The sequence below is a fragment of the Lacrimispora sp. 38-1 genome, assembly GCF_049890855.1.
Lineage (GTDB): Bacteria > Bacillota > Clostridia > Lachnospirales > Lachnospiraceae > Lacrimispora.
This window is the reverse complement of sequence record NZ_JBANEW010000099.1, coordinates 96265-117190: the sequence shown is the minus strand read 5'-3', so window position 1 is coordinate 117190 and position 20926 is coordinate 96265. Positions and strand designations below refer to the sequence as shown.

20 protein-coding genes are annotated in these 20926 nt (G+C 41.1%); 3 read left to right on the top strand and 17 right to left on the bottom strand.

Features of this window, described 5'->3' with window-relative positions; all coding sequences use genetic code 11:
* Nucleotides 1-2: 2 nt before the first annotated feature.
* From V7D18_RS26040 to V7D18_RS26015, 6 genes are all read right to left on the bottom strand, one after another.
* Nucleotides 3-1247 (bottom strand): competence/damage-inducible protein A, encoded by a 1245-nt coding sequence (locus tag V7D18_RS26040; protein ID WP_426158807.1) that lies wholly within the window; start codon nucleotides 1245-1247, stop codon nucleotides 3-5.
* A gap of 2 nt (nucleotides 1248-1249) precedes the next feature.
* Nucleotides 1250-1792: a CDP-diacylglycerol--glycerol-3-phosphate 3-phosphatidyltransferase gene (gene pgsA / locus V7D18_RS26035; protein ID WP_349667826.1), complete on the bottom strand. Its 543-nt coding sequence runs from the start codon at nucleotides 1790-1792 to the stop codon at nucleotides 1250-1252.
* Entirely contained in the window at nucleotides 1776-3116 is a 1341-nt protein-coding gene (gene rimO, locus V7D18_RS26030; protein WP_426158804.1) for a 30S ribosomal protein S12 methylthiotransferase RimO, read from the bottom strand. Before rimO ends, pgsA begins: the two co-directional genes overlap by 17 nt.
* A gap of 69 nt (nucleotides 3117-3185) precedes the next feature.
* A complete protein-coding gene (gene rpoZ, locus V7D18_RS26025; protein WP_426158802.1) occupies nucleotides 3186-3440 on the bottom strand; it encodes a DNA-directed RNA polymerase subunit omega in 255 nt (84 codons plus the stop codon).
* Nucleotides 3441-3466: 26 nt separating this feature from the next.
* The gene (gmk, locus tag V7D18_RS26020; RefSeq protein WP_426158800.1) at nucleotides 3467-4087 is read right to left on the bottom strand and encodes a guanylate kinase; all 621 of its coding nucleotides are present in this window, start codon (nucleotides 4085-4087) and stop codon (nucleotides 3467-3469) included.
* A 12-nt stretch (nucleotides 4088-4099) separates the two neighbouring features.
* A complete protein-coding gene (locus V7D18_RS26015; RefSeq protein WP_426158798.1) occupies nucleotides 4100-4978 on the bottom strand; it encodes a YicC/YloC family endoribonuclease in 879 nt (292 codons plus the stop codon).
* Between the two features lie 140 nt (nucleotides 4979-5118).
* On the opposite strand from V7D18_RS26015, the gene V7D18_RS26010 reads away from it, so the two are divergent.
* Nucleotides 5119-6864: an Rqc2 family fibronectin-binding protein gene (locus tag V7D18_RS26010; protein WP_426158796.1), complete on the top strand. Its 1746-nt coding sequence runs from the start codon at nucleotides 5119-5121 to the stop codon at nucleotides 6862-6864.
* Nucleotides 6865-6940: 76 nt separating this feature from the next.
* On the opposite strand, the gene V7D18_RS26005 is transcribed toward V7D18_RS26010, so the two are convergent.
* From V7D18_RS26005 to V7D18_RS25995, 3 genes are all read right to left on the bottom strand, one after another.
* A complete protein-coding gene (locus V7D18_RS26005) occupies nucleotides 6941-7129 on the bottom strand; it encodes a hypothetical protein (RefSeq protein ID WP_426158794.1) in 189 nt (62 codons plus the stop codon).
* Between the two features lie 193 nt (nucleotides 7130-7322).
* A complete protein-coding gene (locus tag V7D18_RS26000; RefSeq protein WP_426158792.1) occupies nucleotides 7323-7472 on the bottom strand; it encodes an exodeoxyribonuclease V subunit alpha in 150 nt (49 codons plus the stop codon).
* Nucleotides 7453-8064 (bottom strand): accessory gene regulator B family protein, encoded by a 612-nt coding sequence (locus tag V7D18_RS25995; RefSeq protein WP_426158790.1) that lies wholly within the window; start codon nucleotides 8062-8064, stop codon nucleotides 7453-7455. Before V7D18_RS25995 ends, V7D18_RS26000 begins: the two co-directional genes overlap by 20 nt.
* 465 nt (nucleotides 8065-8529) lie before the next feature.
* Here V7D18_RS25995 and V7D18_RS25990 point away from each other — a divergent pair, with 465 nt between their 5' ends.
* Both V7D18_RS25990 and V7D18_RS25985 read left to right on the top strand, forming a co-directional pair.
* The gene (locus V7D18_RS25990) at nucleotides 8530-9543 is read left to right on the top strand and encodes a sensor histidine kinase (protein WP_426158788.1); all 1014 of its coding nucleotides are present in this window, start codon (nucleotides 8530-8532) and stop codon (nucleotides 9541-9543) included.
* Nucleotides 9540-10280 carry a LytR/AlgR family response regulator transcription factor gene (locus tag V7D18_RS25985; RefSeq protein WP_426158787.1) on the top strand — a complete coding sequence of 247 codons (741 nt, stop codon included), beginning with the start codon at nucleotides 9540-9542 and terminating at the stop codon, nucleotides 10278-10280. The genes V7D18_RS25990 and V7D18_RS25985 overlap by 4 nt, the downstream gene beginning before the upstream one ends.
* 58 nt (nucleotides 10281-10338) lie before the next feature.
* On the opposite strand, the gene ilvA is transcribed toward V7D18_RS25985, so the two are convergent.
* From ilvA to V7D18_RS25945, 8 genes are all read right to left on the bottom strand, one after another.
* Nucleotides 10339-11562 (bottom strand): threonine ammonia-lyase, encoded by a 1224-nt coding sequence (gene ilvA, locus V7D18_RS25980; protein WP_426158786.1) that lies wholly within the window; start codon nucleotides 11560-11562, stop codon nucleotides 10339-10341.
* A gap of 3 nt (nucleotides 11563-11565) precedes the next feature.
* Nucleotides 11566-12507 (bottom strand): signal recognition particle-docking protein FtsY, encoded by a 942-nt coding sequence (gene ftsY, locus V7D18_RS25975; RefSeq protein ID WP_426158784.1) that lies wholly within the window; start codon nucleotides 12505-12507, stop codon nucleotides 11566-11568.
* Between the two features lie 11 nt (nucleotides 12508-12518).
* Nucleotides 12519-16079, bottom strand: a complete 3561-nt coding sequence (gene smc, locus V7D18_RS25970) for a chromosome segregation protein SMC (protein ID WP_426158782.1) — start codon at nucleotides 16077-16079, stop codon at nucleotides 12519-12521.
* A 143-nt stretch (nucleotides 16080-16222) separates the two neighbouring features.
* Nucleotides 16223-16909, bottom strand: coding sequence for a ribonuclease III (gene rnc, locus V7D18_RS25965; RefSeq protein WP_426158780.1), 687 nt, complete (start codon nucleotides 16907-16909; stop codon nucleotides 16223-16225).
* 84 nt (nucleotides 16910-16993) lie between these two features.
* The gene (gene acpP / locus V7D18_RS25960; RefSeq protein WP_104436156.1) at nucleotides 16994-17224 is read right to left on the bottom strand and encodes an acyl carrier protein; all 231 of its coding nucleotides are present in this window, start codon (nucleotides 17222-17224) and stop codon (nucleotides 16994-16996) included.
* 19 nt (nucleotides 17225-17243) lie between these two features.
* Nucleotides 17244-18257 carry a phosphate acyltransferase PlsX gene (gene plsX / locus V7D18_RS25955; protein ID WP_426159247.1) on the bottom strand — a complete coding sequence of 338 codons (1014 nt, stop codon included), beginning with the start codon at nucleotides 18255-18257 and terminating at the stop codon, nucleotides 17244-17246.
* Nucleotides 18258-18366: 109 nt separating this feature from the next.
* Nucleotides 18367-19713, bottom strand: a complete 1347-nt coding sequence (locus V7D18_RS25950) for an MATE family efflux transporter (protein ID WP_426158778.1) — start codon at nucleotides 19711-19713, stop codon at nucleotides 18367-18369.
* A gap of 194 nt (nucleotides 19714-19907) precedes the next feature.
* Nucleotides 19908-20924, bottom strand: coding sequence for a substrate-binding domain-containing protein (locus tag V7D18_RS25945; RefSeq protein WP_426159246.1), 1017 nt, complete (start codon nucleotides 20922-20924; stop codon nucleotides 19908-19910).
* Nucleotides 20925-20926 lie beyond the last annotated feature (2 nt).

The following is a 20926-nucleotide window of genomic DNA, read 5'->3' as shown; positions in this document are numbered from 1 at the left end:
TATTAATGGTAATTGGACAGGATGGATCTCCTTAAGAAATCAAGGGCCTTCACTACAGACTGTTCCCTGATTTTCTCACGGTTCCCTTTAAAGTGGTATTCCTCCACTTTTACTTTGTCCTTCATATAACAGGCTATATAGACTAGTCCGACAGGCTTTTCACCTTCTGCATCCGGCCCGGCAATCCCGGTTACTGCAATGCATGCATCTACGTCTGTTGCAAACACACCTCCGGTTGCCATCTCTTTGGCTGTCTGTTCACTGACTGCCCCATATTTTTTTAAAGTACCTTTGCTAACATCTAAATATTTTCTTTTCGCCTTGTTGGAATAAGTAATAAATCCCTCCCGGAATACCTCTGAAGCACCTGGAACATTAACCAGTCTTCCAGCGATCAGGCCGCCTGTACAGGATTCTGCCGTTGTGACAGTCAGCTCATACTTCTTTAAAAGCCGTACAACTGCCATCTCAAGAGTTTCTTCTTCCTTGGTTGTATATACAGCATTTTCAAACCGGTTTTTAATCTCTTTGACAACGGGTTTAAGCAGATTTTTTGCGGCTTCCTCATTGTCTGCTTTGGCTGTTACTCTTAAATGAACCTCTGCTGTTTTTGCATAAGTGGCAATGGTAGGATTGGTCTGGGTGTTGATTAAATCAATCAGCTTATCTTCCACCTGGCTTTCGCCGTAACCGCAGATTTTAATCATCTGAGAACGGATTACTTCCGGCTGACGGTTTTGTAAATATGGGAATACCTGTTCTGTAAATAACGGCTTTAACTCGTTAGGCGGTCCCGGAAGAAGAATGGCAGTCTTACCGTTCTTCTCCATAATAAGTCCGGGAGCAGTTCCATTGCTGTTGTCAAGTACGGTTGATCCCTGAGGTACCATGGCCTGCTTCCAGTTGTTATCCGGTATTTCTTTATATATACTGTTTTTAAAATATGTTTCAATCCGTTCCCTGGTATGCGCATCCTCTGCCAGCTCAAATCCCATCACTTCTGCGCATACTTCCTTAGTCAGATCATCTTCTGTCGGTCCAAGACCTCCGGTAAGAATTACCACATCAGAACGGTTCAGCGCTGTTTCAATTGCCGCAGAAAGCCGCTCCCTGTTATCGCCAACCGTTACCTGGTGATACATGGAAAGCCCTAAAAGGGCACATTTTTCCGCGAGATACTGGGTGTTTGTATTAACAATGTTTCCAAGAAGAATTTCTGTTCCGACTGAAATCAGTTCAACTACCATGTTTACATACTCCCTTCCATAAGAACGCCATAATTTTTTGCTATATAATCAACAAGTGATACCACTGTGAGTATTGCCGCAATCCAGATAAAGGCATTGGTAACGATCGATAGCGCAGGTATGTTTAAAATCAGCAGAACTGACATCACCATCTGGGAAGCTGTTTTAAACTTCGCCCAATAGCTTGCCGCTATCACAACTCCGTTATCGGAAGCTACCAGGCGGAATCCGCTGATTATAAACTCACGGCTGATAATTACAATAACGATCCAGGCCGGAAGCTGTCCAAGTGCAGTGAAGCAGATCAAACCTGCGCATACCAGAAGTTTATCCGCAAGAGGATCCATAAATTTCCCAAAATTAGTTACCAGATTATACTTTCTTGCAATCTTGCCATCCAGCAAATCCGTAAAGCTAGCAACAATAAATACAGCCGCAGCTATATAGCGGTAAGTCACATTGTTACCGCCGTCTAGCAGTAAAAAAAGAACAAAAAACGGCATCATGATAACCCTTAAAACAGTCAGTTTATTCGGTAAATTCATCTTCCAACTCTCCTATTAAATCATACTCCATCGCTCCGGTAACACGGATCTTTGCAAAATCTCCAGACATCAGTTCTTCACCAGTCTGAACAAAAATCATTCCATCCACTCCCGGACCATCCATATAGGTTCTTGCTACATAAGCATTCTCATCAGCAACTTTTCCTTCTATCATCACTTCCAGTGTCTTTCCAACCATTGACTGGGAATGATCTATGGAAATTTCCTGCTGAAGTTCCATAATTGCATCCCGGCGTTCCTCTTTGATCTCCTGGGGTACCTGATCAGGAAACTCTGCAGCCGGGGTATCCTCTTCTGAAGAATAGGCAAATACACCCAGACGTTCAAACTCCATTTCATCCACGAAGTCCATCAGCTCTTCATGGTCTTCTTCTGTCTCTCCCGGAAATCCGGAAATAAGAGTCGTTCTCAGTGCAATATCAGGAATTTCTGCACGAAGCCTGTTAATGATATCCTTCAGCTGCTCTTGGGTTGTTCTTCTTCCCATGCGTTTTAAAATACGGTCACTTGCATGCTGAATCGGCATATCTAAATATCGGCAGATTTTGTCCTCTTCTTTTATTACCGCAATCAGCTCGTCAGTAATCTCCTCAGGATAGCAGTACTGAATGCGGATCCACTGAATGCCTGATATCTTGCAAAGCTTCCTTAGCAATTCAGGAAGGGATTTTTTTCCGTATAAGTCCACACCGTACAAAGTCGTCTCCTGAGCCACTAAAATCAGCTCCTTTACACCCTTCTCTGCCAGCTTTTCTGCTTCCTTCACCAGTTTTTCCATGGGAACACTGCGATAGTTTCCTCTTAAAGTTGGAATGATGCAGTAGGTACAATGCTTGTCGCAGCCTTCAGCAATTTTTAGAAATGCATAATGACCTCCGGTGGTAAGGATTCTGTCTGTTTCTGTCTCAGGAAGTACGTCCAGATCGTGGAAACAGCTTACCGGTTCCTCCCCTCCCAGTGCACCCTTTAAAACATTGGATATCTCATCGTAGGTTGAGGTTCCCAAAATGCCATCCACTTCCGGAATCTCATCGATGATCTCCTGCTTATAACGCTGTGCCAGACAACCGGTGACGATTAATGCCTTACATTTGCCGTCTATCTTTCTCTGAGCCATCTCTAAAATGGTGTTGACGCTTTCTTCCTTGGCATCGCCGATAAAACAGCAGGTATTGATTACAATGACATCTGCTTCATACTCGTCATCTGTAAAGGTATACCCGTCTCTATTTAAAAGGCCTAACATCATCTCCGTATCAACCAGATTCTTATCACAGCCCAGTGAAATGCATAATAACTTCATGTTTAAACTCCTGTCGTTCTTTTTTCCTGAAAGAAAAGGCCATCTACCCAAACGGAGACGGCCCTCTTCCTAATTATCGTCTTCTTCTGTTGCGTCCGCTTCGCTTAAAATCTTCACTTTGCCCTCATATAACTCTTCTACGGCAACTGAAAGCGGCTTCTTGCCGGCTCCCGGAATCTCAGTATCAGAGCCTCCGATGATCTGTCTTGCTCTCTTTGCTGCGGCAATTACGATGGAATAACGGCTCTGGACAACCGGTGCTTCTCCTGGTTCAACCTCGCTGTTTACTACGTTAATCAAATCTGAATAAGATGGATGTAACATCTTCCATTCCCCTTTCTAAATCGAATTTATATATTTTTTAATTCTTCCCGGATCTGGGATAAAAATGCCATATTGTTGGAAGCTCGTTTATGCTGTATCTGAATCATAAGATGCATCTCTTCCACACATGTGTCGATCTCATCATTAATCAGAATATAATCATACGCTTCCATGCCCTGTGCTTCTTCAGCAGCTCTGCGCAGCCTGGCATTAATCACTTCCATGCTTTCCGTACCTCTGCCGACCAGACGCCGTTTCAGCTCTTGTGCATTAGGAGGCATGACGAACAGCAAAATAGCTTCCGGAAACCGTTCCTTTACTTTCAGTGCTCCCTGGATTTCTATTTCGAGAATAACATCTTTCCCCATTTTCATCTGGTTTAAAACATATTCCCTGGGAGTGCCGTAAGAATGATTGACGTACTGAGCGTACTCAATCAGTTCTTCCTTTTCAATCATATTTTTAAAATGTTCTTCTGTAACAAAAAAATATTCTCTTCCATCCACTTCGCCCGTTCTGGGTGCCCGGGTTGTGGCTGAAATAGACAGCGCATAATTCTCATACCGGTTCAGAAGCGCTTTCATAAGTGTGCCCTTTCCGGCACCGGAAAAACCGGATACAACTACCAGCATGCCATGCTCGTTCATACTGCGATTCTCCTACTCAATATTCTGGATCTGTTCCCGTACTTTTTCTATTTCGGTCTTTAATATAATTGCCTTGTCTGATACCTCTAAATCACTGGCCTTAGACAGAATGGTATTGGCTTCCCGGTTCATCTCCTGAGCAATGAAATCCAGTTTTCTGCCCACAATTCCTCCTGCCTCCAGTTCAGACCGTGTATGATCAATGTGGCTTCTTAACCGGACCGTCTCTTCATCCACACAGATCTTATCCGCATAAATGGTAACTTCTGCAGCAATTCTGCCTTCATCAATGGCAGCTCCTGCCAGAAGTTCTTTGACCTTGTCTTCCAGTTTCGCCCGATATTCCACAAGAATCTTTGGAGATCTTTCTTCAATAAATTCAAGAATATCATTCATCAGGTTCAGCTTTCCAAGGAGGTCCGCCTTTAAATTTTCGCCCTCTGTTAATCTTGTCTGCACAAAACGTTTTGCAGCTTCCTCTACTGTTTCTGAAAGAAGCTTCCACATCTGATCCTCATCTTCCGGTACTTCTTCCATAATTAGTACTTCCGGACATCTGGCGAGTGCAGAAACCTTGATATCGTTCTGAATTCCGAACTGCTCTTCCATCTTTGCAAAATATCCCATGTATTCAGCAGCCAGCGCACTGTTATACTTTAAACACATCTTGTTTTCTGTATAATCTTCATAACTGATAAAAACGTCTACTTTTCCGCGCTGAATATAATTCTTCAACAGATTCCTGATCCCTGCTTCAAAGAAATTAAACTTTTTCGGCATCTTTATGCTTAAATCCAAATATCTGTGATTTACAGCCTTCATCTCGACGGAAATTTTATATTCATCCGTGACGGTTTCGTACCTGCCGAAACCTGTCATGCTCTTAATCATTACAAATGCCTCTCTTTCGCCATAGATATAAACCATTATAAGTCATAATAAAAAACAAGTCAAATGGTTTTAAATTTTACAGAACACAGTTTCTGTGTTATACTATCTTCATCTATAAACCTTACCGGAGGACACAAACAATGGCATTAGATGGAATTGTTATGGCAAATCTCACGGCAGAAATGAAAGACCGGCTGGAAGGCGGAAAGATCTCTAAAATCGCCCAGCCGGAAAAAGATGAACTGCTGTTTACTGTTAAAAATCAAAAAAATACATGGAAGCTTTTAATTTCCGCCAGTGCCAGCTTACCACTGGTTTATTTTACGGAAAACAACAAGCAGAGTCCCTTAACAGCACCCAATTTCTGCATGCTTTTAAGAAAGCATATCGGGAATGGACGCATTATGAAAATCAGCCAGCCTGGTCTGGAAAGAATCCTCTGCATGGAAATCGAACATCTGGATGAATTAGGCGACAGACGAACAAAAAAACTTATGATAGAAATCATGGGCAAGCACAGCAACATCATCTTCTGCAATGAAGAAGATATGATTCTGGACAGTATTAAACACATTTCTGCCCAGGTCAGTTCTGTTCGTGAAGTTCTGCCAGGAAGAAAATATTTTATACCCCAGACCATGGATAAAAAAGATCCTCTGACGATTACAGAAGAAGAATTTATTGCAGCTGTCAGGCACGCAGCCGCGCCGGTACAGAAGAGCCTTTATTTAAACTTAACCGGTATCAGTCCCATTATCGGCCATGAGCTGTGTCATCTGGCGTCCATAGATGGAGATCATTCCGCAAATGAACTGACAGAAACGGAGCTTTTGCACTTATACCGCATGTTCTCCTTTATGATAGAAGATATTAAAAAAGGATCTTTTAAGCCAAATATTATTTATAAAAATGAAGAACCGGTTGAATTTGCCGCAGTCCCCCTCACCTGCTATGAAGGCAGTGATTATGAAGCGAAGTCTTTTGAATCCATCAGTACCCTTTTGGAAACCTACTATGCATCCAAGAATGCAGTAACAAGAATCCGCCAGAAATCTGTGGATTTAAGAAAGATTGTTCAGACAGCGCTGGAACGTAACTACAAAAAATACGATTTGCAGGAAAAACAGCTAAAAGACACGGAGAAAAAGGATAAGTACAAAATATACGGAGAGCTTTTAAATACCTATGGTTATGAACTGACAGGCGGTGAAAAGCAGCTTACCTGTCTAAACTACTACACCAATGAGGACATTACCATTCCATTGGATGAACAGCTGTCTGCTAAGGAAAACTCCCAGAAGTATTTTGATAAATACAATAAAATGAAACGGACTTTTGAAGCAGTCACAGGACAGATCAGCGAGACAAAACAGGAAATCGACCACTTGGAGTCCATCAGTGCTGCACTGGATATCGCTCTGCTGGAAGAAGATCTTGTTCAGATTAAAGAAGAACTGATGGAATACGGATACGTCAAACACAGAAAAAGCGGAGACAAAAAACCGAAAGTCACCAGTAAGCCCTTCCATTATATTTCATCTGATGGATTTCATATGTATGTAGGCAAGAACAACTATCAGAATGAAGAGCTGACCTTTAAAGTCGCAAGCGGCAATGACTGGTGGTTTCATGCTAAAGGAATTCCCGGTTCTCATGTGATCGTCAAATCAGAAGGGAAAGAGCTGCCGGACCGGACCTTTGAAGAAGCCGGAGCCCTGGCAGCATATTATTCCAAGGGAAAAGACAACGATAAGGTTGAGGTGGATTATATACAGAAAAAACAGATCAAAAAAGTCGCAGGAGCTGCTCCAGGGTTTGTGATCTATCATACCAATTATTCTATGGTTGCGGAACCGGGAATATTTTGTGAAACAGCAAATAACTAATTAATATGAAAAAGCAGATAGCAAAGGAAACTAATTCTTTTACTATCTGCTTCTTCATGTTGCACTTTCCGTTATTTTATTCTTGATAAATATCCAAACGTTCAATGACAACTTTTCTATCAGGAATCGTTGTTATCACTTCTATCAGATATTCTCTCGGAATGATCATTCTCTCATTATCTCTAATTATATCTTCGTTCAGAACGGAACTGTGAGAAATTTTGCCATCCAGACCAAGAATTTTTCGAAACATTTTTGTTTTCATCTGTACTTTCTCCCACCAACCTTACGCACAGTAAAACATTCGTAATGCACAACTATCAATTATATTAACACTCATAGATGACCAATTCATATTATGTAATTACGGTCATACTCCCCTTGCCTAAGGACAATATAATCGCCTTGAGATTATAAATTTTAGGCCATAATCAGAACTACGAAAGAAACGTTTAAATTTAGTTATTTTTTGCCTCAGTCTCATGTTTTTTCAGAACTGCTTTTGGTATTTCTCTTTCATACATAGTTGCGGGAATGCTCTTTCCAACTGAATCAACAGATACCTTAAGCAAAACCTTTTGTAAACCTTCAACAATTTTCTTCTTCATTTTTAAAATCTCCTTTCATAACATCTTTATTTGGAGGAAGTAAGGTTAACACTTCCAAAGCAACCGGATAAATAATCAACTCTCTTAGATTTTCATTGTAAACAGCTATTAATACCAAAAGGCTTAACAATAAGATTGATGTAGTTTTTTTCTTTAATATGGCTGAACGTGTAAAATAGGTAATGTTTTTGCTTTTGGGAACCATGCATACGAATACAGTCAGACTAAACATATATATTGCCATTACATTTAATAGGTTTAGTTTAAAAGTAACTGCTCCTGATAAAGACAAAAACCAAATTAGTAACATGCCTAAAAAACAACCCATATTTGTTTTTGCGTGAATTCCCCCCGCTTGCAGACGAAGAGTGCAAAATACAAACAAAACAATAAAAGTTTCAACTCCTTTACCCAATAAAATACCAAGTAATTGAATAAACAGAAGTTTTAACAAATTATCTAATATTAATTCAACTCCATATTGTATTGTAATATTATCATCTTCATCTCTTGGATTAATCTTATTTAACAAACAACAGAGAGAAGCTGAAAACTTCGAAATAATCACTTTATCACCACCAAACAATGCCATTTTACCATAAATTCCAACTAACAAATGTTTTTGCAATTATCGTTGTTTTTTTATTCCTGAGCGTCAATTTCTTAACTTCAAAATACAATTTCACTTTACTTTTTGTCATATGAATTGTAGAATAATAGTACCCGGCAGATGAGGTGGCATAATATGACTTACTTAATTTATTCTCTCACAGGAAGCCTTTGCAGTTATTTCTCATGCGTTAATTTACTTCCTCATAAACTAAACAAATTTAAGAAACTGATTTTGTTTTTATACTCATTTATAACAGTATATCTGTTTAATCAGATGTTTGGTCAGATCAGCACTTTTTTAACTTATGGAGGCATTCTGTTTATTGCGATGATTTTTTCAAAATTTGACTTTTTTTCCTCCTCCTGCATTCTTTTTGGTTACTTATATTCAGTTACTTTTAATTATATTATTATGTGGTTAACGGGCTATTTTTTGCATATGGACATGGCAGAACTGTTAATCCGGGATAATCTAACTATTATATTCTCGATACTCTATTGTATGTTTTGCGGATCAACTACAAAAATGCTGGGCTGGTATTTTCATAAAAAACTGAATTTGTCAAAGTATTTAACCAATCCTCATCTTTTAAAGGCCATTTTTACGGACCTTTTTATTTTAGTGTTCTTTTATATATTTAATTTCTCTTATGGAGAGTATCTGGGGTACAACTATGGTGTGATTGCTTTGAATGGAATACTGTTTTTACTGCTCTTTGCAATCACTTCGAATTTAATGTATTCTATTTATAAAGCAACTATGGGAGAACAAGCCTATAAATATCGCATGTCGCAATTTGAAAATCTTAGAATTTACACAGACCGTCTTGAACTGTCCTACAGTACAATGCGTAAATTTAAGCATGATTACATGAATATTCTTATAACAATGTCGGGATTTATGGAAGATAATGATCTGCAGGGATTAAAAAAATATTATGGTGAAAAAATAATTCCTATCAGCCACGCTTTTACAGAATCGGATACAAAGCTCGGCACCCTGTCAAACATAAAGGATACCGCTTTAAAAAGCCTCCTTTCCTCTAAATTTATCTATTCTATGGAAACTGGAATAAAAACTGAAATTGAGTTGACAGAGCCAATTACAAATTTATATATGGATTCCCTCGATCTTTCCAGAATCATAGGTATTTTTTTAGATAATGCTATTGAGGCTACTGCAGAAACGAATGAAAAAGAATTGCATTTTTGTATGTTTTATAAAGATGATAATCTTTATATTATTATTAAGAATACTTCTCTTCCACCTGATTATACTTTATACGAACTCAGGGATCAGGGGATTTCAACAAAAGGTGAAAACAGGGGTGTCGGTTTGTACAATGCTTCTATGGTACTGAATCATTATGATAACATCGTATGGAATACCATTTATAAGGAACCATATTTTACTCAGGAACTGATCCTGATGCATTATGGTAGCAAGGAGCAGCTATGATACATATATATCTCTGCGAAGACGATAAAAGACAATTAGCACGCTGGATAACTATAATAGAAAAATACTTATTAATGAATTCAACGGAGTCACTACTGTATTGTACGTCATCTACCCCGGAAGATTTATTAAAGGTCAGAAGTCATTCTAATATTACCGGACTATATTTTCTTGATATTGATTTAAGAGCGGAAAAGAACGGAATTGAACTGGCAGAAGAAATTCGTAAATATGATCCCCGCGGATACATCGTCTTTGTTACAACTCACAGTGAAATGGCTTATCTGACTTTTCAATATAAAGTAGAAGCCATGGACTTTATTATTAAAGATAAAATAAGTGACCTCCCTGAACAGATCTATTCATGCATAAAAAATGCAGAAACAAAATATCGAAACCAATTAGATTCATCTGACCGTCTCTTATCAATTAAAGTTGATAAAGCATCACTGGTTCTGGACCAGGATGATATCGTGGCAATTACTACCAGTGAAGAATATCATAAAATAATTATTCATACTTTAAATGGTTTCCGCCAGATGTCAGGCTCTCTAAAAGAACTGAGTACCGCTTTAAATTCTCATTTTTGTCAATGCAACAGATCCACAATTGTGAATCTTAAGCATGTGATAAAATATTCAAGAGATGAGGCACTTTTATATATGAACAATAAAGAATCTTATCCAGTCTCCATTCGGCTGCTGTCAAAGGTCCATAAATCATTAAAATGCTTGTAATAGTAAAAAGCAGAAGCTGTATATATCCAGTTTCTGCTTTTTATTTTCACATCTTAAATTAATCTCCATAAGTCCCCTTGGATTTTACAAGCTTTGGCCGATATCCCTGAGAAGTAAGCGCAGCCATAATTGCATTCTTATGGTCTGTTCCAAATGCCTCCAGAGTAATTCTTAATTCCACTGCCGTATTACGGTTAATGCTGATAAACTGGTTATGTTCCAGGCGGATGACATTACCCTGTTCTTTTGCAAGAAGGGCGGATACCTTTGCCAACTCTCCCGGCTTATCAGGAAGCAGTATTGATACGGTAAAGATGCGGTCTCTCTGGATCAGTCCAAGCTGTACGATGGAAGCCATGGTGATCACATCCATGTTTCCGCCGCTTAAAATAGATACAATTTTTTTGTTGTCTACATCGATATGTTTTAAAGCAGCAACAGTAAGCAGACCGGAATTTTCTACCACCATCTTATGATTTTCCATCATATCCAGGAATGCTACAATGAGTTCTGAGTCTTCAATTGTAATAATACTGTCCACATTTTCCTGGATGTATGGGAAAAGCTTGTCACCCGGACATTTTACTGCAGTACCATCTGCGATGGTGTTGACACTGGGAAGCGATACTACTTTCCCCTGGCGAATTGATTCCTGCATACAGTTTGCGCCTGCAGGCTCCACACCAATTACTTTAATCTTTGGATTTAACATCTTTGCCAGAACTGAAACGCCTGTACAAAGACCGCCTCCGCCGATTGGAACCAGAATATAATCAACAGTCGGAAGCTCTTTAATGATTTCCATGGCTATGGTACCCTGACCGGTTGCCACATCTAAATCATTAAAGGGATGCACAAAGGTAAGTCCTCTTTCCTCTGCAAGCTTATAAGCATAGCTGCAGGCTTCATCAAAGACATCTCCTTCTAAAATAACTTCGGCTCCGTATCCTTTTGTTCTGTTAACCTTCATCAGAGGGGTTGTTGTAGGCATGACAATGGTAGCGGGAATTCCGGCAAGCTTTGCTGCATAGGCAACACCCTGAGCATGATTGCCTGCAGAGGCGGTAATCAAACCTTTGGATTTTTCTTCCTCTGTCAGTGTGCTGATTTTATAGTAAGCGCCTCTTACCTTATAAGCCCCGGTATACTGCATGTTTTCCGGCTTAAAATACACCTTGTTTCCAGTCTGCGCAGAAAAATACTCACTGTAAATAAGTTTCGTTTCCAGGGTGACCTTGCCAACGACTTCTGATGCTTCCTCAAACTTTTCCAATGTCAACATAATTTACGCCTCTTCTTTCTCTTCTACGTGAAACAATGCATTTACAAATTCTTCTGCATTGAATTTCTGCAAGTCATCAATCTTCTCTCCGACGCCAATATATTTCACCGGGATTCCCAGTTCGGATTGAATTGCCACCGCAATCCCCCCCTTAGCCGTACCATCCAGCTTGGTAAGTATAATTCCGGTAATATCTGCCACTTCCATGAATTGTTTCGCCTGTACAAGAGCGTTCTGTCCGGTAGTTCCATCTAAAACCACAAGAGTTTCCCGATATGCTTCCGGATATTCCTTATCAATGATCCGATTGATCTTTTTCAGTTCTTCCATCAGGTTCTTTTTATTGTGAAGACGTCCTGCCGTATCACAGATCAATACATCTGCCTGCCTGGATTTTGCCGCAGCAACCGCATCATATACAACTGCAGCCGGATCAGAACCTTCCTGCTGGGCAATAATATCAACATTTGCCCTTCTGGCCCATTCTGTCAGCTGTTCAATCGCTGCTGCACGGAATGTGTCAGCTGCTGCAACAATGACTTTCTTTCCATCATCCTTCATCTGTCCTGCCAGCTTACCAACAGAAGTGGTTTTTCCCACTCCGTTTACACCGATAATTAGTAAAACAGAGCGGCGTTTTTCGAATTCATAGGCATTTTCGCCCAGATCCATCTGGTCCATGATACTATCCATAAGAAGCTGCTTGCATTCGGATGGATCCTTGATGTTTTGTTCCTTTACCTTTTTTCTCAAGTCTTCCACAATTGATGTCGTAGTCTGGATTCCCAGATCACCCATGATCAGAATTTCTTCAATTTCTTCATAAAACTCGTCATCAATGGCCGAAAAACCGTTGAAAATGGAATCCACTCCTGCGATAATATTATCTCTCGTTTTTTGCAGTCCAGCTACCAATTTTCCAAAGAATCCCATTTTTTCTCCCATCGTCGGCCTCCTTAACTTTCTAAATCTTCTTCGATCAGATTAACAGATACAAGCGTCGAAACGCCTTTTTCCTGCATGGTAATACCATACAGACGGTCTGCGGATACCATGGTACCGCGTCTGTGGGTAATAACTATAAACTGTGTAAATTTTGTCAGCTTATGCAAATATTTTGCAAAACGATCAACATTGGAGTCATCAAGCGCAGCCTCAATCTCGTCAAGGAGACAGAACGGAGATGGCTTTAGATTCTGAATTGCAAAAAGCAGTGCAATTGCTGTCAGCGCCTTTTCCCCTCCGGAAAGCTGCATCATATTCTGCAATTTTTTTCCGGGCGGCTGGGAAACAATCTGTATTCCTGCCTCAAGGATATCCTCATCCTCTACAAGTTCAAGTGCACCGCGTCCTCCTCCGAACAGCTCCTTGAAGACTTTGTCAAATTCCACTCTGATTTCCCGGAATTTTTCCTCAAACTGTTTGCGCATTCCTGTATCCAGCTCATCGATGATTTTTAACAAGGTTCCCTCTGCAGTGATAAGGTCATCATGCTGGGTTTTCATAAATTCATAACGCTCTGAAACTTCCTTATAATCCTCAATGGCATTTACATTAACATTGCCGAGTTTGCGGATCTCTTCCTTTAAGGATCCAATCATTTTTTTAATATCCGGCAGAGAAGTCCATTCTTCATTCCTTAAAGCCTCAGCTTTCGAAAATGTCAGTTCATATTCATTCCACATGTAGTTTACGTGGTTTTCCATGCGTTCTTCCATTTTTTCCTTCTGACTCTGAAGGCGGAACAATTCCTTATCCAGCAGACTTATGCGCTGGGTAAGTTCTTCTCGTTTTTGAAACAGTTCTTTCTGCTCTTTCGATTTTGCTTCTTTTTTAGCAAGCTTCTCACTAATGGCCTGATCCAGTGTTTCCCTGGCTGAACTGATTTCTGCCATTCTGGCTTTGATGGATTCAATTTCCTTCTGTTTTTCTTCTATGATCAGACCGGAACCGCTTGTTCCCTGAGACAGTTTTAACATTTCCTCTTCCAGCCTGCTTATTTCATCCTTCACACGCCGGATATTTTCCAGCTCAAAATCATCCTTGTGCTTAAGACCTGAGGCTGTCAGCTGTGCTTCTGATAAATCTTTTGAGAACTTTTCTCTGTCAGCCCTTGCTTTCTCAAGGTCCGCATTAAGACCTTCCAGTTCACCGTCGATTTCCCCGCTTCTGGCTGCCAGTTTTTCCACTGCAAGAATCAGATCCTGTCTGTTTTCTCCGATCTCTTTTTTCTGAACCTCCAGCTGGGTATTTTCCAGTTCTAAATCCCCATAGGATTCCACAATTTCTGCTTTTTTATCTTCTATTCTGTGCAGATTTATTTTAACTGTATTTTGTCTTAAGTAAAGCTTCTGCTTTTCGCTTCGGATCGTTTCAAGTTCTTCCCTGCATTCATTTAGAAGACCTTCGTTCATTACCAGTTCTGTCTCGATCTGACCGGTTTCTTTCAGTGCCTTTTCGCAGGCAGCCTCCAGTTCCTCCATTTCGCGCTTTCTTCCCAGCAAGTTACTGGTATTCTTAAAAGCACCTCCTGTCATGGAACCGCCAGCACTTAAAAGTTCGCCTTCCAGAGTTACAATTCTTAAAGAGTACTGGAATTTCTTCGCAAGGGCAATTGCATGGTCGATGGTATCCACAACAACCACTCTGCCAAGGAGATAATTCATCAGTCCCTCGTACTGGCTGTCTGCTTCAACCAGAGAATTGGCAAGCCCCAGAACTCCCGGTTCGTTAAGGGCTTTCTCCTGATTAAAGCCATTTTTGTTACCAATACTGGTAAGAGGGAGAAATGTGGCTCTGCCGTATTTATTCTTCTTTAAATACTCAATCAGCTGCTTTGCTGTCTGGTCTGAGTCGGTAACAACATTCTGAATGCTTCCGCCCAGTGCCGTTTCTATGGCAACCTCGTACTTTTTTGAAACAGTAATCAGATCTGCCACAACACCATGGATTCCCCGTATCCGGTCCTTCACTTCCATGACCCTGCGGATGCTTCCGCCATAGCCTTCATACCGCTCTGCCAGATTACGAAGGGATTCCAGCTTGGTGGAACTGGTATGGTACTCCTGCTGTCTGTCATTTAAATTTTTCGAAAGCCGTTTTACTTCACGCTCCAGTTCCTCCGCTCTGCTTTCGCTTTGTTCCTGAAGCTCATTATACTTAAGAATGCTGGCATCGATCTCATCCGCTTCTTTTTGAAGCACCAGAAGCTGCTGATCCTGTTCTGACTCATCGCTTTTATATTTAAGAAGCTTTTGAAGAACTTCAGACCTTCGTACATTCACCTGTTCCAGCATGGTTTCATAACGCTGCTGTCTGGCATTTAAGGCAGCCTTTTCATTAAGGAGTTCAATAATACTTCCTTTTCCGGACTCAATCCTTTGTTCCAGAAGATGAATTTTTTCATCCTCTGCAGCAAGAACCGCCTCACCCTGTTTAAGCTGTTCCAATGCGGCCTTTACAGACTCGGCAATAACAGACCGTTCCTCTTCATAGGAGGCTGCCTGGGACTGTTTCATATCTATCTCGGAGTGAATGGACCTCACTCTGCCTGCAATATGCTCCGCATTCATCTGTTCCGTATTAATCTGCTCTTTTAATACATTAATACGGCCCTGAAGATTTCCCGTTTCAATATCAGAGTTATTTTTTTCATTGCGGCTTATTAAAATAGATTCATCCAGTTGGGATAAATATGTATCGAGTGTGTCATACTGCTCTCTTATGCCTTCTGATGTATTTTTTGCATCATCCAGATCACGGCTGACGATCACTTCTTTCTCATCCACTTCTTTCATCTGCAGCCGCAGTCCCTCTGTCTCCATCAGGAACTGATTTACATCATACTTTTTCAGTTCTTCCTTTAATCGTAAATACTCTTTTGCAGACTCAGACTGCTTTGCCAAAGGGCCAACCTGTTTTTCCAGTTCTGAAAGAATATCACTGACGCGGACCAGATTCTGCTTTTCATCCTCCAGCTTTTTCTGGGCGATGGATTTGCGGCGTTTAAACTTAACAATTCCAGCCGCCTCATCAAAAAGCTCCCTGCGTTCTTCCGGTTTACCACTTAAAATCTTATCAATCTGTCCCTGTCCGATTATGGAATAACCTTCCTTGCCGATTCCGGTATCATAAAAGAGCTCATTAATATCCTTTAAGCGGCAGGCGCTTCCATTGATCATGTACTCACTCTCGCCGGACCGGTAAACTCTTCTTGAAACAGTCACCTGATCATAATCAATGGATAAGTGGTGATCTGAATTGTCAAGCGTTATGGCTACATAGGCAAATCCCTGGGGTTTTCTCATCTCTGTTCCTGAAAAAATGACATCCTGCATACTGGAACTTCTTAATTGCTTTACTTTCTGTTCACCCAGTACCCAGCGCACCGCATCAGCAACATTGCTCTTACCGCTTCCGTTGGGGCCCACAATGCCTGTTATTCCGTTATGGAATTCGAATACTATTTTGTTGGCAAAAGATTTAAAACCCTGAATCTCTATACTTTTTAAATACATACTCCACGCTGACAGCCATCACCAGCTGCCCTTTCCTTATTATTGTCCATGCTTTTTGGACATAGAGGGATACCCGAAGGGTGTTGCCTTATTATTGTCCATGCTTTTTGGACATAGAGGGATACCCGAAGGGTGTTGCCTTATTATTGTCCACGCAGCTTCAGAATTCCATGATAAGCCGCCACCTGCTCCGCAGCCTTCTTGGTTCTTCCGGTTCCCTGTCCGATTGTTTTATCCCCGATTTTTACCTGTGTTTCAAATATTTTATTATGATCCGGACCTTCTTCTCTTAAGAGTTCGTAAGTCAGTGCTTCCTCTGTCTGGCTCTGAACAATCTCCTGCAAGATAGTCTTGCTATCATAAAAGAGCTGCTTATGTTCCAGATCATTCATGATGAATCGAAGGATAAACTCTTTTGCATTAGCAAAACCACCGTCCAGATAAATGGCTCCTATCAGCGCTTCCATCGCATCTGAAACAATCGAAGCTCTCCCTCTGCCGCCGGTTGACTCTTCACCCCGGCCAAGGAGAAGATATTCTCCAAGCTTTATCACTTCCGCACAATATGCAAGAGTCGGTTCACAAACAATACTCGCCCTGATCTTGGTTAAATCGCCTTCCGGCTTTTGAGGGTACTTATGATACAGACAATCACTGGAAACAACCTCCAGTACCGAATCACCTAAGAACTCAAGTCTCTCATTGCACTCCGTCTTATTCAAACGGTGTTCATTGGCATAGGAGCTGTGGGTCATGGCCTGTGTCATAAGATGCTTGTCTGAAAAACGGTAACCAATCCGTTCTTCCAGTTCTTTAATATTTCTGCTCATCTCATTCCTCTTTCCTTATTATTCCCCTGTTATGAAAGAAGGTGCTGCGGTCAGACCAAACGGTCTTAGCAGCACCCACATCTATTAATTTAATGCATTCTTGACCTGTTCTACTGCGTCGCTGACACTTACAATATTCTCTGCTACTTCAGTCGGAATCTCAATATCAAATTCTTCCTCAATGCCCATAACGATCTGGAACACATCAAGGGAGTCAGCACCAAGATCATCCACAAATGTGGAGTTCATAGTAACCTCCTCCGGCTCAATATTCAATACCTCTGCAATAATTTTCTGTAATTTTTCAAATTCCATTTGTTTTCCTTCCTCTCTCCTATTCTTGATTTTCTTCTTTCATTTTAAGACTTTCTCTTATCTTATCATTAATTCCCTGTTCTTTGAAAGTTACGCATTGAAGTATGGAGTTTTTTATTTCTGCTGCTTTTGAATTACCATGAGTCTTTACTACCAGACCATTCAGCCCTAAAAGCGGAGCGCCGCCGTACCGGGATGAATCAAATGATTTTAAAGTCTCCTTTAAAGCAGGCTTTACAAGCAGAGCACCGATTTTACTCCTGAAACTACTCATCATACCACTCTTTACCTTGTTAATCAAGGTCGCGCCCACTCCTTCATACAGCTTCAGGATTACATTGCCCACAAATGCCTCACATACTATGACATCTGCACCGCCATGCGGAATCTCTCTGGCCTCAATGCTTCCGGTAAAATGAATATCCTTACAATCCTTTAACAGCGGAAATGTCTCTTTCACTAACGCATTTCCCTTTTCTTCCTCTGCGCCGATGTTAACAATGGCAACCGTTGGATTTTTAATGCCTACAACATGCTCCATATATAGGGAGCCCATTCGGGCAAACTGTACCAGATGAGAGGGTCTGGCATCCACATTAGCGCCGCAGTCTATCAGCAGGGAAACGCCTTTTTCTGTTGGAATAAGGGGTGCAAGCGGTGGTCTTTCAACACCCTTGATCCGTCCGACTATCACCTGACCGCCAACCAGTATGGCGCCTGAGCTACCGGCCGATACAAACGCATCCGCCTCCATTTGTTTTACCAGATTCATTCCCACAACGATGGAAGAATCTTTCTTCTTACGTATGGCGTTAACCGGAGGTTCTTCCGTCTCGATTACCTCTGTCGCATTCACAATCTGTATCTGATCCTTATGAAACGTGTGCTTTGCAAGTTCTTCAGATATCATCTGTTCCTGCCCTACTAAGAGAACCCGGATCTCTTTATTCGCGTTTACCGCCTCTACGGCACCTGCTACCGTCTGTACTGGTGCATAGTCACCGCCCATGGCATCCACAGCTACTTTTATCATCATGATTCCCCTTTCAAGTGTTTCCTAAGATAATCTATTACATAATATACTAAATATTATACTATAAATCAATAATAAATTAAGAATTTTAAAACCAATAAAAACGGTCTTAGCTGACCAGCTTTTTCTCAACCTTTTTTATAACGTAAACATAAGATATTCCAGTAAACAAAGCCGCGCTGAGCCATGCCGCAGGATCACAGGCACATGCAAGCGGAAAGCTTAACAGCTTCATTGCAAGTGTTGCCGTAACCAGTCTGGCGGCCAGTTCCACTACACCGCCAAGCATGGGAAGCAATCCATATCCGCAGCCCTGCATGGTATTTCTGAAAATAAAAATAGTTCCGAGAGGAATATAAAAAGCAGCACACAGATAGCTGTAGGTTTTTGCCCATGGAAGAATCTCTGCAAGATCAACATTGCCGGAGAAAAACAGCCTTAGCGCATAGGGAAGTCCCAGTACAACGATAATCGAGCATACAACCGCGTAAATTACCTCTGTTGTCAGAGCAAGACGAACACCCCGTCTGATTCTTCCGATATCTCCCTTCCCATAGTTCTGCCCTGAATATGTAGCCATGGTCTGTCCCATCGCTATCATCCCCTGAATCACCATGCTTTGAAATTTATTGGCTGCAGTATTTGATGCCACTGCTATAGAACCAAACAGATTCACCGCCGACTGCATTATCATGGTTCCTGACGCAGTAATTCCAAACTGCAAAGCCATGGGAATACCAACGGAAAGCTGGATTTTCGTATCGTACTCATGAAGTTTCCAATGATGCCTTTCCGGTGTAAGAACAGGCATTTTTCTTGTAATATAAATAATACATAAAAAAGCTGCAGCTCCCTGGGATACGTTGGTGGCCCATGCCGCTCCTGCAACCCCCATTTTAAAATTGATGACAAATACTAAATCCAGCACTATATTTAAGCATGCTGAAAATACGAGAAACATAAGGGGTATCCGGCTGTTTCCTACAGAACGGAGAAAAGAAGAAAACAGGTTATAAAATACGTTTGCGAAAATGCCCATGCAAATGATAGAGATGTAAGTATACGCATCTTCCATAATATTCTGGGGAGTATTCATCATTCTTAAAAGAGTCCTCATGAAGGTCAGACTGATTAATGTCATGAATCCGATTACAAATATGGATAGTATAATTCCATTTGCTACAGATCTCCTTGTTCCGTTTTCATCGCCTGCCCCGAACCTCTGACTGGTAAGAACCGTAAATCCCGTACTCATACCTTGTGAAAAACCGATTACCAGGAACATAATGGTTCCGGTAGATCCTACTGCAGCCAATGCATCCGGTCCCACAAAACGGCCTACGATAATCGTATCCACCATATTGTAAAACTGCTGAAAAATGTTTCCGATTAAAAGCGGAAGTGTAAATTTTAATATGATGGGAAGCGGATTGCCTCTCGTCATGTCGGTCTCCATAATCTTTCACCCTTTGCCTGTTTAATATTCTGCCATACTTTACCATGTGACACAGACGTATTTTACCATGTTATCAATCACTTGTCACGGTCCTTTTCAAACTGTTTTCACTTCATTACTTGTTTTTTTGCAAAAAAACAGCTGCCAGAAACCGGTTTATCAGGGAATCTGGCAGCAGTCTGTATCTGTATATTTTATTCTTTTGTAACCAACCCGTTTACATTTTCAGAGGTAACCAGTTCATTATCCAGGATAACGTATTTCTCTACACTTTTACCCTCCAGGTAATCATAAGCGGTTTTTAAAATAGCTTTACCAAGGAAAAACGGAGGCTCTGCTATGGTTGCTTCTACCTTTCCTCCTTTAATTGCCTCAATGGTGTCGTCAATGGCGTCACAGCCAATCATTGTGATTTCATCTAAGCGGCCTGCAGCCTCAATTGCTTCCAAAGCCCCCAGAAGCATTTCATCATTTGCAGCATACAATCCGTCAATGTGGTCATTTGCCTGTAAAATATTTTCCATTACACTCATACCCTTTGCCCGGTCAAAATCAGCCACCTGGCAGGCGACAATTTTCATATCCGGATGCTGGCTTATGATTTCATTAAATCCCTTGGAACGGTTCTGAGCCACATTGGTGCCCATAATTCCCTGAAGCTCTACGATATTACCTTTTCCGCCCAGAGTATCTGCCAGATACTGTCCTGCCAGCTTTCCTGATTTAATGGCATCATATCCAATATGAGAAACCACCTCTCCTCCGCTGGCTTCCCGGTCCATGGTAAGTACCGGTATTCCGGCTTTGTTGCAGTCTTCAATAGATGAAACGATGGCATCAGAATCACATGTATCAATAATAATGCAGTCAGGTTTCTTGGTAATCAGATTTTCTACGTCTTTCATCTGAGTAGCCGGATCATCCTGGGCATCTGTAATGTATAATTCCACCCCCAGTTCATCAGCTGCCTTTTGTACCCCATCCTTTACATCCACAAAGAACGGATTGGTCTGTGTATTCATTGCCAGACCGATAACATATTTTTTCTTTGATCCTGCATCTGTTTTTGCTGTGGTTTCCGCTGACTTTGCTGTGGTCACTTCGGTCTGAGTTGTTTCCTTTGCCGTCTCCGGTGCTGTTTCAGTGCTGCATCCGGCGAGAGAAAATACAAGTAATCCTGCCATCATTGTTGCTGCAATTCTTTTTTTCATCA

Coding starts and splice junctions, on each gene's coding strand:
- plsX (WP_426159247.1), bottom strand. CDS start 18,257: ATGATAAAAGTAGCTGTGGATGCCATGGGCGGTGACTATGCACCAGTA.
- V7D18_RS26010 (WP_426158796.1), top strand. CDS start 5,119: ATGGCATTAGATGGAATTGTTATGGCAAATCTCACGGCAGAAATGAAA.
- rpoZ (WP_426158802.1), bottom strand. CDS start 3,440: ATGTTACATCCATCTTATTCAGATTTGATTAACGTAGTAAACAGCGAG.
- V7D18_RS26040 (WP_426158807.1), bottom strand. CDS start 1,247: ATGGTAGTTGAACTGATTTCAGTCGGAACAGAAATTCTTCTTGGAAAC.
- V7D18_RS26005 (WP_426158794.1), bottom strand. CDS start 7,129: ATGAAAACAAAAATGTTTCGAAAAATTCTTGGTCTGGATGGCAAAATT.
- smc (WP_426158782.1), bottom strand. CDS start 16,079: ATGTATTTAAAAAGTATAGAGATTCAGGGTTTTAAATCTTTTGCCAAC.
- rnc (WP_426158780.1), bottom strand. CDS start 16,909: ATGAGCAGAAATATTAAAGAACTGGAAGAACGGATTGGTTACCGTTTT.
- pgsA (WP_349667826.1), bottom strand. CDS start 1,792: ATGAATTTACCGAATAAACTGACTGTTTTAAGGGTTATCATGATGCCG.
- ftsY (WP_426158784.1), bottom strand. CDS start 12,507: ATGGGAGAAAAAATGGGATTCTTTGGAAAATTGGTAGCTGGACTGCAA.
- ilvA (WP_426158786.1), bottom strand. CDS start 11,562: ATGTTGACATTGGAAAAGTTTGAGGAAGCATCAGAAGTCGTTGGCAAG.
- acpP (WP_104436156.1), bottom strand. CDS start 17,224: ATGGAATTTGAAAAATTACAGAAAATTATTGCAGAGGTATTGAATATT.
- V7D18_RS26015 (WP_426158798.1), bottom strand. CDS start 4,978: ATGATTAAGAGCATGACAGGTTTCGGCAGGTACGAAACCGTCACGGAT.
- V7D18_RS25945 (WP_426159246.1), bottom strand. CDS start 20,924: ATGAAAAAAAGAATTGCAGCAACAATGATGGCAGGATTACTTGTATTT.
- V7D18_RS25950 (WP_426158778.1), bottom strand. CDS start 19,713: ATGGAGACCGACATGACGAGAGGCAATCCGCTTCCCATCATATTAAAA.
- gmk (WP_426158800.1), bottom strand. CDS start 4,087: ATGAACGAGCATGGCATGCTGGTAGTTGTATCCGGTTTTTCCGGTGCC.
- V7D18_RS26000 (WP_426158792.1), bottom strand. CDS start 7,472: ATGAAGAAGAAAATTGTTGAAGGTTTACAAAAGGTTTTGCTTAAGGTA.
- V7D18_RS25990 (WP_426158788.1), top strand. CDS start 8,530: ATGGCAGAACTGTTAATCCGGGATAATCTAACTATTATATTCTCGATA.
- V7D18_RS25995 (WP_426158790.1), bottom strand. CDS start 8,064: ATGGCATTGTTTGGTGGTGATAAAGTGATTATTTCGAAGTTTTCAGCT.
- rimO (WP_426158804.1), bottom strand. CDS start 3,116: ATGAAGTTATTATGCATTTCACTGGGCTGTGATAAGAATCTGGTTGAT.
- V7D18_RS25985 (WP_426158787.1), top strand. CDS start 9,540: ATGATACATATATATCTCTGCGAAGACGATAAAAGACAATTAGCACGC.